The sequence below is a fragment of the Hyphomicrobium sp. genome (genome assembly GCF_041659645.1).
Lineage (GTDB): Bacteria > Pseudomonadota > Alphaproteobacteria > Rhizobiales > Hyphomicrobiaceae > Hyphomicrobium_B.
This window is the reverse complement of the sequence record NZ_JBAZXX010000002.1, coordinates 104125-118057: the sequence shown is the minus strand read 5'-3', so window position 1 is coordinate 118057 and position 13933 is coordinate 104125. Positions and strand designations below refer to the sequence as shown.

At 61.2% G+C, this 13933-nt stretch carries 11 protein-coding genes and 1 pseudogene; 5 read left to right on the top strand and 7 right to left on the bottom strand.

Annotation, left to right across the window (positions count from 1 at the left end):
• Positions 1-140: 140 nt before the first annotated feature.
• Positions 141-650 (top strand): annotated as a pseudogene (locus WC811_RS05785) (septal ring lytic transglycosylase RlpA family protein); the annotation flags it as partial.
• 116 nt (positions 651-766) lie between these two features.
• Here the strand turns inward: WC811_RS05785 and WC811_RS05780 are convergent.
• The 4 genes from WC811_RS05780 to WC811_RS05765 form a co-directional block, all read right to left on the bottom strand.
• The gene (locus WC811_RS05780) at positions 767-1048 is read right to left on the bottom strand and encodes a hypothetical protein (protein ID WP_372643738.1); all 282 of its coding nucleotides are present in this window, start codon (positions 1046-1048) and stop codon (positions 767-769) included.
• A gap of 105 nt (positions 1049-1153) precedes the next feature.
• Positions 1154-1771, bottom strand: a complete 618-nt coding sequence (locus WC811_RS05775; protein WP_372641956.1) for a hypothetical protein — start codon at positions 1769-1771, stop codon at positions 1154-1156.
• A gap of 298 nt (positions 1772-2069) precedes the next feature.
• Entirely contained in the window at positions 2070-3071 is a 1002-nt protein-coding gene (locus tag WC811_RS05770) for a hypothetical protein (protein ID WP_372641954.1), read from the bottom strand.
• A gap of 210 nt (positions 3072-3281) precedes the next feature.
• A complete protein-coding gene (locus tag WC811_RS05765) occupies positions 3282-4907 on the bottom strand; it encodes an inorganic phosphate transporter (protein WP_372641952.1) in 1626 nt (541 codons plus the stop codon).
• Between the two features lie 355 nt (positions 4908-5262).
• On the opposite strand from WC811_RS05765, the gene WC811_RS05760 reads away from it, so the two are divergent.
• Positions 5263-5484, top strand: coding sequence for a hypothetical protein (locus WC811_RS05760; RefSeq protein WP_372641950.1), 222 nt, complete (start codon positions 5263-5265; stop codon positions 5482-5484).
• A gap of 333 nt (positions 5485-5817) precedes the next feature.
• Positions 5818-6162 carry a GIY-YIG nuclease family protein gene (locus WC811_RS05755; RefSeq protein WP_372641948.1) on the top strand — a complete coding sequence of 115 codons (345 nt, stop codon included), beginning with the start codon at positions 5818-5820 and terminating at the stop codon, positions 6160-6162.
• 247 nt (positions 6163-6409) lie between these two features.
• On the opposite strand, the gene WC811_RS05750 is transcribed toward WC811_RS05755, so the two are convergent.
• Positions 6410-7057 (bottom strand): hypothetical protein, encoded by a 648-nt coding sequence (locus WC811_RS05750; RefSeq protein WP_372641946.1) that lies wholly within the window; start codon positions 7055-7057, stop codon positions 6410-6412.
• A 16-nt stretch (positions 7058-7073) separates the two neighbouring features.
• A complete protein-coding gene (locus tag WC811_RS05745; protein WP_372641944.1) occupies positions 7074-10835 on the bottom strand; it encodes a vitamin B12-dependent ribonucleotide reductase in 3762 nt (1253 codons plus the stop codon).
• 655 nt (positions 10836-11490) lie between these two features.
• On the opposite strand from WC811_RS05745, the gene WC811_RS05740 reads away from it, so the two are divergent.
• A complete protein-coding gene (locus WC811_RS05740) occupies positions 11491-11889 on the top strand; it encodes an NADH:ubiquinone oxidoreductase subunit NDUFA12 (protein ID WP_372641942.1) in 399 nt (132 codons plus the stop codon).
• A 193-nt stretch (positions 11890-12082) separates the two neighbouring features.
• A complete protein-coding gene (locus tag WC811_RS05735; protein WP_372641940.1) occupies positions 12083-12571 on the top strand; it encodes a DUF2155 domain-containing protein in 489 nt (162 codons plus the stop codon).
• 192 nt (positions 12572-12763) lie between these two features.
• On the opposite strand, the gene hemB is transcribed toward WC811_RS05735, so the two are convergent.
• Entirely contained in the window at positions 12764-13813 is a 1050-nt protein-coding gene (gene hemB, locus WC811_RS05730; RefSeq protein ID WP_372641938.1) for a porphobilinogen synthase, read from the bottom strand.
• Positions 13814-13933: the final 120 nt, after the last annotated feature.

The window sequence follows — 13933 nt, the reverse complement described above, 5'->3', positions numbered from 1 at the left end:
CGGCAACATTAGGAAATCACATGTGATTATCGAATCATTGTAACGGCAATTCTAAGATTGTCGTTGTGCGTTGCGATATCTATCGTGCCCCCATCATCGTTTTTGTTTTGTTCCATTTGGGATGGAACTCGCGGAGGCAGATGGCGCGTTGGCCCGCGTCAGTAATAACGGGAGCAGGGATAGTGTCGAGTAATCGTCAGCAGGCGCGCGTGCGCGATGCACTATGGACGTTAATGGGCGCCGCGGTGCTCGCTCTAACATCGGTGATGGTCCTCACCGCATCCGCCGAAGCGAAGACACCCGGAAAGACATACTGCTTCAACGGCGTTTGCCACCGCGTTCTGAGCATCCCCGAAATGGTCGCCATCGTCGGCCGGGACCAGAGCTTCCAAGCATCCTATTACGATGACTGCCGTCGCGATCGCTACAACCCGTGCGGCCTGACATCGTCCGGCGAAGCGTTCCGGCCGGATGAGGCCGACAGCGCTGCGAGCCCCGTATATCCGGACGGCACAATTTTGCTTATCCGCAATCCCGAGAATGGCAAAGCCGCCGTCGTCCGCGTCAACAACGCCGGTCCGTATTGGCGTCAGCGCAAACTCGACGTCTCGCGTGCGGCGGCCGTCAAACTTGGTTTCGCTGAACGCGGCGTAGCAACGCTTGAGGTGCGGGTTATGTCGGCGCCGTCGATTATCGACGCGACATACAAACGCCAACGCCGCTACGCTGCCGTTCCAGGGCCGATCGGCGCCTTCGCGTCGCTTGATCAGGCGCAGGGCGGCATGATGATGGCAATGGCGCTCGACGCCATGTCAACGTCCGTATTCGCGCCGGTCGCCGGCAAGATGCTGACGGCGGTGAAGACGCTGACACCGGCGCTCGCCAATGTGCTCCGCACTGACCCGACGCGCGTCGCCTCGGCAGATGGCACAGTGCCGCCGAGCATCGCCGCGAATTTCGAGAAGTCCGTTTCCGTGGCTGAAAAGCCGTCGGCACCCGAACGGCAGGCCGCTGTTGTAAAGAAGCGCGCGTCCGTCGCGTCATACACGATCAGACGGACGGCGGTCAGATCGGCCCGCGCTGCGAACCGGCAAAACCGCGTCGCGAACTTGCGAAAGCGCCCGCGCTGGGCCGCGTCCGCGGCACCCCGCTATCAGTTTAGGGAAACCCGCTCGCTCTCGTCGAGATCGAACCGGCGCGTTGTCGCGGCCACCGGCTCCCCTTCGACGAAGAGATCGTATTGGACGTCGAGAGCGTCCAAGAAGGCCGCCGCCATATCGAGAAGAGGCCCGAGAGCCATGCGCTTGGCGACCATGAAACTGTCGTCGATCGTGAGATCCGAGGCCATGCGGATGGCGGCAGCGTCCGGAGCGATGAGGCCGCGGCCGCGAACATAGGCGATGATCTCGTCGCCCGTGTCGAAATCCGTGCTGCGTGCGTCGCCGCTCTCCTCGACGGCGTCGAGCAGAATCGCGGTGCCGGAAGCGAAAAGCTTGCCGACCACCCGGAAGCGATCGTCATATTCGGCAAGCGCGAGCGCATGATTGCGCGCCTTCAGTATCCGCGCGACGAGCATCAATTCGAGGCCGCGGATCTCGTCGGCGACCTTGCGCTGGCGCGTCGCGAACTCGGCCGGATCGTCGGCTTTGTCCGCAAGCTCGCGCCAATAAATGCCGCGCGCCACGATATCCTCGCCGGCGGCAAGTGCGGCGTCGAGGTGATCGGCGAGCATGTAGACCGATAATGGCGCATGCGTTGCCTGCTGTTTCATCTCGAACTCCGCTTTGCTTCTCAGTCGCTTGGATACGGACCGAAGTGACCTGATTCGCACCGGCCGAACTAGCCTTTGCCGCCGAGCGCAAGGAGAATGGGGAGAGATGAGGATAAGGTGTGGAGGCGTTTCGCGGCGCCGCTCCGGGAGGGATGAAAAAACGCGAAAAACAGCGCGTTTTCAGAACATCGGAAGCGAATCGCTTTGGGTGCTAAACCGGCCGCTGGGGCCGAATCTCCAATCTTTTTGCAGGCTGATGTGGCCCGTTCGACATGGCCTTTCGGCTTAAAATCGAACGCTAGGAAGCGGGCGCGGACAGCACCCGGGAGACGCCGTGAGTCGCGCCGAGGATCTTCGTCCGAGCTTTCGTCGAGGCGAACGCGATAGCGTCGCCCGCTTTTCGACCGATACGGCGAGCCGGTGCTTTCTCAGGAACGCTTTTAGGCACGAGCACTCGCAACTCTTTTGCGGCTGCGGGCTCGGCGGGCTTGCGCGTCGTCTTTGGAGTCTGCCGGATTTTGCGATCGCTCGCTTCCCGAAGGCGAATGTCTAGACTGATCGCCTCTCCGCTGATCCAGCGATCGCGAAGCCGAACGGCTATCGGCGCGCGGGACTCCTGATGGACCGGCGCGTCGTCGGGCGTCGCAGGTTCAGAAGGCGCGGCCAAATCGGTAAGCGGCGGCGCGGGAACCACGGCCTCCGGCATCGTCACTACCTCTGGCGTCGGTGGCTCGACAGTCTCCGGTTCTGACCCCTCTCGCGATGATGTCTCCGATGGCGGTGTTTCCGCAGCGGCCGTCAGCGCGGCAGCGGCCGGAGGTGGATTGGGGGCGGCGGGCGGCAACGTCGCGACAATGCTCGGCTTCGGTTTTGGCAATGGCGGCAACGTCGCGGCGACGCTCGGAGCAAGAGCAGTCCGCACCGCCGCTGCCGCGATCCGCGCCGACATCACCGCGCTCGACGCGAGCGGATTTCTGGTGATTTCGGCGCGTAGCTCAGGAGCAGGAGGCGAGAGTTCAATGACGTTTTCGAGGGCCGCTTCAACTGTTGGCGTAGGCGCAAGTTCGACGCTCGCCTGAGGCGGCTGGGCAAGCGGAACGGTTGCGACCGCGGGCGCCGCGGCTGCGATCGGCACGACCGGCGGGGACGGATTTTCGACCGCGACGGCATCCGATACGCGAGAAACGGTCTGCGCCGGAGGCGGCTCGCGCAGTCGGTGGCCGACCCAAGCAAAAAATCGATAAACGATGCCAAAGGCGACAACGAAGAGCAGAGCCCAGGCGAGGACTTCCGGCTGCAAAGGGAACCTCCAACAACAACGCGCGGCGGCACAAGGTTGTCAAAACGCGGCGGCGCGTCAACAGCCGGCCGCGCATTTATTCGTTCGCGATCATATCTGCATCAGGGGCGGGAGGCAGCCGGTCGAAAACAAGAAAGGCGCGAGCCCAGGGGCGCGCGCCTTCCAAATTTGCAGAACCTGATGGGCGGCCCGCCGGAGCAGGCCTCGCAACTAGAAGATCTTTGCGAACAACACGTAGAGGCCGCCAGCGAGAAGGATCGAAACCGGCAGCGTCAGCACCCAAGCCAAGAGCAGGCTGCGAACGGTCGCCCACTGCAGGCCCGAGCCGTTGGCGGCCATCGTTCCGGCGACACCCGACGACAAGACGTGGGTTGTCGAAACCGGCAAGCCGTAGGCATCGGCCGCGCCGATCGTGGCCATGGCGACGAGTTCGGCCGAAGCACCCTGTGCGTAGGTCAGATGCGTCTTGCCGATCTTTTCGCCGACTGTCACGACGATCCGCTTCCAGCCGATCATTGTGCCGAGGCCGAGAGCAATCGCGACCGCCACCTTCACCCAGAGCGGGATAAAGCGCGTCGCGCCGTCGAGCGAACCCTTGAAGGCCTTGAGTTCGGTGACTTCACCGCTGCTGAGGTTGTTCGCCTTGTCCTTGAGAAGAAGACGCAGCGCTTCCGACGACAGGTACATGTCATTACGCACGTTCGAGACGGCAGCCGCCGGCACCTTGTCGAGCGAACCGTAGCCGTCGACCTGCTCAGAGATATTGCGAACGAGTGCCGCGAGGCTCGGATACGTGCCCTCATTAATCGTGCGTGCCGAGATGTAGCTCTCGACAGCCGGACGCGGGTCGCCGAGGACGTTATAGCCCGAAGCCTGCTTGTCGATGACCTTCGCCGCAGCTGCCGCAGTCATCTTGAACTCGGCGATGTGTGACGGACCGGGTGCCCGGTTCAGCGCATAGGCCATCGGCACGGTGCCGATCAGGATGAGCATGATGAGGCCCATGCCCTTTTGTCCATCGTTCGAACCGTGCGCGAACGAAACGCCCGTGCAGGTGAGGATCAGAAGGCCACGGATCCACCACGGCGGCGGTTGGTTGCCGACCGGCTCCTTATAGAGCGCAGGATTGCGGATGATGAACTTCAGGATCAGAAGCAGAGCCGCCGCGAAGAAGAAACCGACGAGCGGCGAGATGAGCAGCGACATGCCGATCTCCTGCGCTTTGCCCCAATCGACGCCCGAGGTGCCGTTGCCGCCACGCATCAGCGAGTTGGCGACGCCGACGCCTATGATCGAGCCGATCAGCGTATGCGAGGACGACGACGGAATGCCAAGCCACCAGGTTCCGAGGTTCCAGATGATGGCGGCGATCAGAAGCGCGAAGACCATCGCGAAGCCGGCGCTCGAGCCGACCTGCAGGATAAGTTCGACGGGAAGTAGCGAGATGATGCCGAAGGCGACGGCGCCGGTCGACAGCAGCACGCCGAGGAAGTTGAAGAAGCCCGACCACAGCACGGCGACGTTCGCGGGCATCGAGTGCGTGTAGATGACGGTCGCGACGGCGTTGGCCGTGTCATGGAAGCCGTTGACGAATTCGAAGCCGAGAGCGATCAGCAGGGCGACGCCCAGGAGGAGGAAGGGTAGCCAAGTCGTGACCGGCATCCCCGCGGCTGAGATATCCTGGTAGAGGCTGTAGGCGGTGAAGAATAGGCCACCTGCCAAAAGCGCCAGAAAAATCAGTGTCGTGATCAGGTTCGAGCCGTGATCAAGATTTGGCTTGCTACTAGGCGAGCTCGCTCCGCCAGGCAGTGCGCCACTCAACGCCACGTCAGACATGGTTTACCCCGCTCCCATTTTGAGTTTTTCGCGGGGACATAACGCTGTCCGTATTACAGTGTCGTGACAGTTTGCGGCGATGCAAAACGGCGCGTTTCGGGCGTTTTTTCGTTTTGGGAAGGTACTTTGCCTCTCAGCGCTCATATGCGCGACGGGCATCCGACTTTAGCCCAATAGAAAATTTTTCGTCGCCTCATGCGCAGCGGGACGGTGGGCTGCGTCCGACGACCCTGCCCCCGCAACGAAAAAAACCTTCGGAGCATTTGAATTCTTCTTCTTTCTCTTTCGTGGAACCGCCGCCTAGCGTCGCTCTCGCAGCCCGAGGCCGGCTGTGGCTATTCTTGGGAAGAAGAAAATGAAAATCGGACAGGTAATTTTGGTCGGAGCGTTCGTGCTTGGCGCGAGCGTGTCTGCGAACGCGGCGACATCGGCGCCGAGGCTGCATGCTCCCGGCGTCGCGACGCATACGGCCGCCGACCCCGCAAAGGAAAAGAAGAAGGTGTCGCACAAGGCGCACAAGCAAAAGACCACCCAGGCACACAAGGTCAAGAAAGTGAAGAAGGTCAAGAAGACTTAAGGACGGACCGCAAGCCGGGTGGGGGGATACTTCCGGCCTGCGTTTGTCCATTACCGCCGTGAGCCCTCCGTAGCGTCGCATCTCCGGAGCGCGCTCACGGCGGGTTTGTTTTCGGGACCGCGCCCTGACCGCAATTGATAGCGTCGCGACTCAAGCCGACACCGCACACCAAGAACGTCATCTCGGCGAAGGCCGGGGCTGCGGCTGGAACCGGGATTCCATCCTAGACTTTGGGGTCATCCCGGCGCAGGCCGGGATCCAGTCAGCCTGAAATAACGACACTTGCTCAGCGCCGTTCCCATCGTGCAATTTGCAATGCGGGGGAGATTTCGCGTGCGGATTAAATCGCCGACCGTCTATATCCTGGCAAGCCGTCAAAACGGCACGCTCTACATCGGCGGGACGAGCGCACTCCATGATCGCATGGCGCAGCATTCGCGAAAATTGATCCCCGGCTTTACCTCGCAACATAATGTGACGCTGCTCGTCTACTACGAGATGCACGAAACGTTCGATCGAGCCATCGCGCGTGAGAAGCAACTGAAAGAGTGGCGGCGCTTATGGAAGCTGCGTCTGATCGAACAAATGAACCCGCAATGGCTCAACCTCTTCGATCCGCAAACGGGCGAGATCGCTGCGGGGCCGTTCGATAAGTCGGAGCACTTCTTCGACGAGTGACATGCTCCCTGTTGTCTGGGTGCCGACCTCCGTCGGCATGACGGTGGGGAGGCGAGAAACACGTACATCCCATTCCCGTCATCCCGGCAAAAGTTTCATCTCCTGCGGCGAACTTCCGTCATCCCGGCGCAGGCCGGGATCCAGACAAGCCGAAGACGGACAAGGCGCCACTTGCGATGGCGCCTTGAGAAAAGTCGGTCGTCTTCGACGAGTCTAACGCTGATTTCCCGAACGCGCGTCGCTCCGCTCACGCGTTCGAGGATGACTGGGGCTGCCAACGCATCTCAACCAACACCAACGGTGGGTGGCTGTCGAGAATAGACCTGACTCCGCCCTCATTTCCCCAGTTTTGGTCGATCATAAACCGGTAGTGCGGACCATCTCCCTGCGATGGCGACCAAGTCAGGAAATAATCCTGTCCGCAGCACAGGCCTTCATTGCATTTCGCAAAAACACATATTGCGAGCGCACCCCAAATAATTCGATCCGGGAGTTGCAGCGTGCCGTCAGATAAAATGAAACTTGCTTCGCCCTGCGTCGAATTCTGCAACTCAAATTCGCAGGGCAAACTATCGCCGTGAACCAACGGGCAGCGAAAGACATGATATAAAACGTCGGCGATATCAGGAGCTGAAATTATCTTTTCGCGGCCTTTTATCTGCAGGTTCGTAAAAAGCGTTCGCTGTAGATCGATACCTCCGCCCATCATCATGTGAAGACACCAAACGTGGTCGCGAACCAACGCTTTGTAGTCTGATCTTTGCGAGGCATCCCTTTTAAAGTGACGCCTCGCCGTAGCATCAAGTGCGATGCATGCATGCATCATCGCCGAGACGCGATCACCCTTTTCAAAGGCGCCGATCGAGTCTGCGACCAATGAAGCGATGCGGTCCATATTGACCGTTCGCCGATCAACTGCACCCGCTCGTGCTGCCGCAGGTGTCGCACTTCAGGCACGTCCCGTTCCGGACCATCGTGAAGTTGTGGCACTCGCTGCACGAGACGCCTTCGTAGCCGCGCAATTTGGCTTCCGAGACGCGCTGCTTAAAGAGCTCCGACTTCGTCATGATGGGCGCCACCGAAACCGCCGCGTGCATCTCTTCGCTCGCAATCGACAAGGCATTGGCGCCGTGCGTTAGCGTCGATTCAACGTAACGCGATGTCACATCGTAGCTCGTGTTTTGCACGGCCGCCGCCCCAAGCGATGACGCTTTCGGCGACGACGTGGTCTGTGTCATGCGGCTCGCGAGACGAACGACCGGCGCGCCGCGTACGAGACCTTTCGAAACCATCTTCGTGACGCTCTCAGGCAGATCGAACGCCAGCTGCTCGTCGGTTTCCTCGTCAGAGGACCCAAGGCCCGTCTCGCCCACGATCTCGCGCGGATCGACGTGAGCGAGGTCGTTACGGCCGAGATACGACACCGCGAGTTCGCGGAAGATATAGTCGAGGATCGACGTCGCGTTCTTGATCGTCTCGTTACCCTGCACAAGGCCGGCCGGCTCGAAACGCGTGAACGTGAAGGCTTCCACGTACTCTTCCAGCGGCACGCCGTATTGCAGGCCGAGCGAGATCGCGATGGCGAAATTGTTCATCAGCGACCGGAAGGCAGCGCCCTCCTTGTGCATGTCGATGAAGATTTCACCGATCCGGCCGTCGTCGTATTCGCCGGTGCGCAGATACACTTTATGCCCGCCGACAGAGGCTTTCTGCGTGTAGCCCTTACGGCGGCCCGGCAACTTGTCGCGAGCCTGCGCTTTCTCCTTCTCGACGTAGATGACACGCTCGACGATCTTCTCGACCAATCTTTCCGTGATGGTCGCCGTGCGCGCCGCCATCGGCTGGCTCATCAGCGTTTCGGCAGCGTCCAGCGCCTCGTCCTCGTCATCGCCGAGAACCTGGCTGTTCAACGGCTGCGAAAGCTTCGAGCCGTCTCGATAGAGCGCGTTGGCCTTGAGGGCGAGATTCCACGACAGCATGTACGACTGTTTGCAGTCGTCGACCGTCGCGTCGTTCGGCATGTTGATCGTTTTCGAGATCGCGCCCGAGATGAACGGTTGCGATGCCGCCATCATCCGGATGTGACTCTCGACCGAGAGATACCGCTTGCCCTTCTTGCCGCACGGATTGGCGCAATCGAACACCGGCAGATGCTCGGCCTTCAGATGCGGCGCCCCTTCGAGCGTCATCGCTCCGCAGACGTGCTCATTCGCGGCGTCGATATCCTTCTTTGAGAAGCCGAGGTGGGCGAAAAGATCGAACGACGGATCGTTGAGCTTATCGGCTGGCACGCCGAGCTTGCCCGTCAGGAACTCGTCGCCGAGCGTCCAGCGGTTGAAGACGAACTTGATGTCGAACGCCGTGCCGAGGCCCTTTTCGATCTTGGCGAGCGCGTCGTCCGTGAAGCCCTTGGCTTTGAGCGTCGCCGTATTGATGGCGGGCGCCTGAGCGAGCGATGCATGCCCGACCGCGTAGACTTCCATCTCCGCGATTTGAGCTTCGCGATAACCGAGCGAGCGCAGCGCCTCCGGCACCGACTGGTTGATGATCTTGAAGTAGCCGCCGCCTGCGAGCTTCTTGAACTTCACGAGGGCGAAGTCGGGCTCGATGCCGGTCGTATCGCAGTCCATCACGAGGCCGATCGTGCCGGTCGGCGCGACGACGGTCGCTTGCGCGTTGCGATAGCCGTGCTCCTGGCCAAGCTCGAGAGCCCGGTCCCAGGCGCGCTTTGCGGCTTCCCCAAGTCGAGCGTCCTTGAGCGCTGCGTGGTCGAGCGGAACCGGCGCCGTCGCGAGTTTCTCGTAGAACTCGGCCTCGCCATGGGCCGCGCGGCGATGATTGCGCATGACGCGCAGCATGTCCTGAGCGTTCGGCGCATAGCCGGGGAAGGTGCCGAGCTCGGCCGCCATCTCCGCGCTCGTCGCGTAGGCAATGCCCGTCATGATCGCGGAAATCGCGCCGCAGATCGCGCGGCCTTCCTCCGAGTCATAGGGAATGCCCGACGACATCAGCAAGCCGCCGATGTTCGCGAAGCCAAGACCCAAGGTCCGGTAACGATAGCTAAGCTCCGCGATCTGCCGCGACGGGAACTGCGCCATCAGCACCGAGATTTCGAGCACGATCGTCCACAAGCGGCAGCCGTGCTCATAAGATTCGATATCGAATGACGCATCTTCGCGGCGGAAGCGCAGCAGGTTGAGCGACGCCAGATTGCACGCCGTATCGTCGAGGAACATGTATTCCGAACACGGATTCGATGCGCGGATCGGCCCTGACTGCGGGCAGGTGTGCCAGTCGTTGATGGTCGTGTGGAACTGGATGCCGGGATCGGCCGACGCCCATGCCGCGAAGCCAATCTGCTCCCAGAGATCCCGCGCCTTGAGCGTCTTCGTCACCTTGTTGCCGAGGCGCGAGCGAAGGTTCCAGTCCTTGTCCTCGGCGACCGCGTTCAGGAACTCGTCCGTCACGCGCACTGAGTTGTTCGAGTTCTGACCGGCGACCGTCAGATAGGCTTCGCTATCCCAATCGGTATCGTAGGTGTCGAATTCGATCTCTTTATAGCCCTGCTTGGCGAACTGGATGACGCGCAGGATGTAATTCTGCGGAACGCCGTCGCGCTTGGCTTCGCGCACCGCGATCTTGAGCTTCGGGTTCTTCGTCGGCTCGAAGCAGGCGTCGCCTTCAGCTTCGCAGTTGACGCACGCCTTCATCACGGCCTTGAGCCGCTTCTGGCAGATCTTGGAGCCGGTCACGAGAGCCGCAACCTTCTGCTCCTCGCGTACCTTCCAGCCGATGTATTCTTCGATATCCGGATGATCGACGTCGACGACGACCATCTTGGCCGCGCGCCGCGTCGTGCCGCCCGACTTGATGGCGCCGGCCGCGCGGTCACCGATCTTGAGGAAGCTCATCAGGCCAGACGAGCGTCCGCCGCCCGACAGCTTTTCGTTGGCGCCGCGCAGCGACGAGAAGTTCGAGCCCGTGCCCGAACCGTATTTAAAGAGGCGCGCTTCGCGAACCCAGAGGTCCATGATGCCGCCGTCGCTGACGAGGTCATCGGCGACCGACTGGATGAAGCAGGCGTGCGGCTGCGGATGCTCATAGGCCGATGTCGATTGGACGAGTTCGCCCGTCTGATAATCGACATACATGTGGCCTTGGCCGGGGCCGTCGATGCCGTAGGCCCAGTGCAGGCCGGTGTTGAACCACTGCGGCGAGTTCGGCGCCGCCATCTGCATCGCGAACATGTAGCGAAGCTCGTCGAAGAACGCCTGCGCGTCTTCTTCCGACGAGAAGTAGCCGCCCTTCCAGCCCCAATAGGTCCAGGTGCCGGCGAGACGGTCGAAGACCTGCCGCGCGTCGGATTCGCCACCGAAGCGCTCTTTTTCGGGAAGTTCGGCGAGAGCGGCGTCATCCGGGGTAGAGCGCCACAGCCACGACGGAACCTGCGTTTCTTCGCACCGCTTCAAGCGCCGCGCGACGCCGGCTTTGCGGAAGTATTTCTGCGCCAGGATATCAGCTGCAACCTGGCTGAACTGCTCGGGGACGTCGAAGCCGTCAAGGCGGAAAACGATAGAGCCGTCGGGGTTCTTGATTTCGGACGTCGCACGCCGGAACGGAATCGAAGCGTAGGGAGAAAGGCCGGCTTTCGTGAAACGCCGTGTGATCTTCATGTGGAAGTGCCCCCGAATTGCGCGGCAAACGGCTCTCTAGCCGGACGCCGTATGTGATTTGGATGCCTATGCTCCGGAGCCCTGCAACGCCGGCGCATTTGGCAGTTCGAAACGCAATACAAACGCACGTCGGAACATGTCCGCTCGGCACAAGCTTTCCCCGCATCCGCAAAAGCGGTCATTGACCGCGATCCGCAGACGTTTTGCCGACCAGAACTGTCTGATGGCGACGAGGTGCTCGTGCGCTACGCGAACTGGAAAAGGTTGCTCTCAGTGCTGCAAATCGCTGGTCCACAACCCCGATCGGGACCGTCGCACGATTGCCTCACAACGACCAAGGTAGGCGATTCGAACTGGCTGTCATAGATAGATATTGTGGTAGCAGGCGCAACTGACACTACATCTAGTAGTGTGGGCAACTTTTGGCGGGAGCCCGGTTTTGGCCCGATTTGATTGGATTTCTTGGAGGTCGGCGCCTTCCGCACGGTGTGGATGGCGCTGTATGAGCCGTTTTCGACCCTGCCTGACGCTACTTTAGTGCGATTCCGCGTCATGGCTGTTGCGCGTCTGCATCTGCGCTCTGGCGTCTGGACATCAGTACCGAAGAACAGCTAATTCGTAGCCCTGGGATGGCGGCGGAAAAGGAAGCACGGACATGAGCTTGTTCAGCGAGATCTTCTGCTGGTGGGGCGGCAATACCTGGGGAACACGTTTATTCACGTGGCGGAAGGGTAAGTTCGTCGGCGAGGATCAGTCCGGCAATCGCTATTTCGTACAACGAAGCGGCGTCGGCCCCTTGGGCGTCCCTGCCCGCTGGGTCATCTATCCCAAGCTGTCTGAAGCAAGCCAAGTGCCGCCGGAATGGCACGGCTGGCTGCATTACACCGTTGATACCCCGCCGACCGAAGAGCGCTATCATCCCCGCCCGTGGCAGAAGCCGCATCAGATGAATATGACAGGCACCGCCCGAGCCTACCGCCCGAAGGGATCAATCCTCGGCAAGGGTGAGCGCGCGAAGTCGTCGAGCGATTACAAGGCGTGGAAGCCGAATTAATCTCGATTAATCCGGCCGAACGAAAAATCGCCCGCTTTGCCGGGCAATCCGGCGAGGCGTCACGGCACGCCTCTGGGGAATGGATTTGCATTTGAGACAGACGTTCTTGCGCCATGCAGCGCACCGCACGAAGGCGCGCCGCCGTGCGCGACTATTCGCGTCTGTGGCGCTGCTATCCGGTGCGGCGAGTGCGATGACCACATCGCCCGTTGAGGCTGACCGCATTGAAAATCAAGTCGCCGTTTTCTCTGCGCTCGATAAGGTGACGGCGCACATCTCGAAGATCGAAATTCCTGTCAACCAAACGTCGACGTTCGGCGCCCTCAAGATTACGCCGCGCGCTTGCTATTCGCGCCCGCCGACTGACGAGCCGAAGACGACGACGTTCGTCGAAATCGACGAGACGCAGGTGGACGGTTCCGAGAAGCGAATTTTTACGGGTTGGATGTTTGCGGAAAGTCCCGGCATCTATGGCCTCGAACACCCGACCTACGATGTCTGGCTGACGGAATGCCAGAAGCCGAGCCGCACGATCGCCGAGGATAACCCCAATCCCACTACGCAGGCGCCATCGGATCAACCGGGGCAAGCTGATGGAAGTGGCGGAGCCGCGACAGGTAACCCGCCCGCCGCCGATGCGTATTCGCCCGACCAGGACTTCCGCCGCCGCGTGAGGCGCTAGAAACGCGCGTCGCCGTCATGGCCGCGCAAACGGTCGTCAACGACATGACCGCCTCGATACTGCCCGTAGGCATCATTGTCTGGGTGCCGACCTTCGTCGGCATGACGATGCGGAGAGTTTTCGAGACAGCCACAAATACCGTCATCCCTGCGAAGGCCGGGATCCAGGCAAGCGAGTGGATAACAACGAACTCTACTCCGCGAGCAACTTCGCCACTTTCGGTGCGAAGTACGTAAGCACGCCCGACGCACCCGCACGCTTGAACGCGAGCAGGCTCTCGACCATCGTCTTGTCGGCGTCGAGCCAGCCGCGTTCGAATGCGCCCGCCAGCATCGCGTATTCGCCCGACACCTGATACGCGAACGTCGGTACGCCGAACGTCTCCGAAACGCGCTGCACGACATCGAGGTAAGGCATGCCTGGCTTTACCATGATCATATCGGCGCCTTCGTCGAGATCGAGCGCGACCTCACGCAGCGCTTCTTCCGTGTTCGCCGGGTCCATCTGATAGGTGCGCTTGTCGCCCTTCAGAAGTCCGGTGGAACCGACGGCATCGCGGAATGGCCCATAGAACGCGCTCGCGTACTTCGCGGCATACGACATGATCTGCGTATTCTTGAAGCCCGCCGTTTCGAGTGCGGCGCGAATGATCCCAATGCGCCCATCCATCATGTCCGACGGCGCGAGCACATCGGCGCCGGCTTCCGCCTGCACGAGCGCTTGCTTGACGAGCGCTGCATTCGTCTCGTCGTTGGCGATCTCGTCGCCGATGATCAGCCCGTCGTGGCCGTGGCTCGTATAGGGATCGAGCGCAACATCGAGAATAACGCCGATATCGAGCTTCGCCGCCTTGATCGCGCGCGTCGCCCGGCACACGAGATTGTCGGCGTTGAAAGCTTCAAGCGCAACGTCGCTACGTTTCTTCGGATCGGTGAACGGAAAGAGTGCAAGCGCCGGTATGCCGAGGCGCTCCGCTTCTTTTGCCGCTTCGACGATAAGGTCGACGCTCAACCGCTCGACACCCGGCATCGACGCGACTGGCACGCGCTGGGCCTCGCCGTCGATGACGAACATGGGCCAGATCAGATCGCTCGCCGACAGTCTGTGTTCGGCGATCAGCCGACGCGACCACGGGCTCTTCCGGTTACGGCGCATGCGGGTTGCGGGAAAGCCACTGGAAAGGGCATCTGCGGGTGCGCCGGTTTCTGCGGCGCGATCCCCGGAGCGGGCGCGAGAAGACATGTCGAAAATCCTGTGAATGTCGGTTCGTTTCGGGCATTCAAACTCGGCGGACAATGGGCACGGCCGGAGCCGCCTTGCAAGCCGCCCGATGCAGACCAGGAATGCCGAACCTCGGTCTTA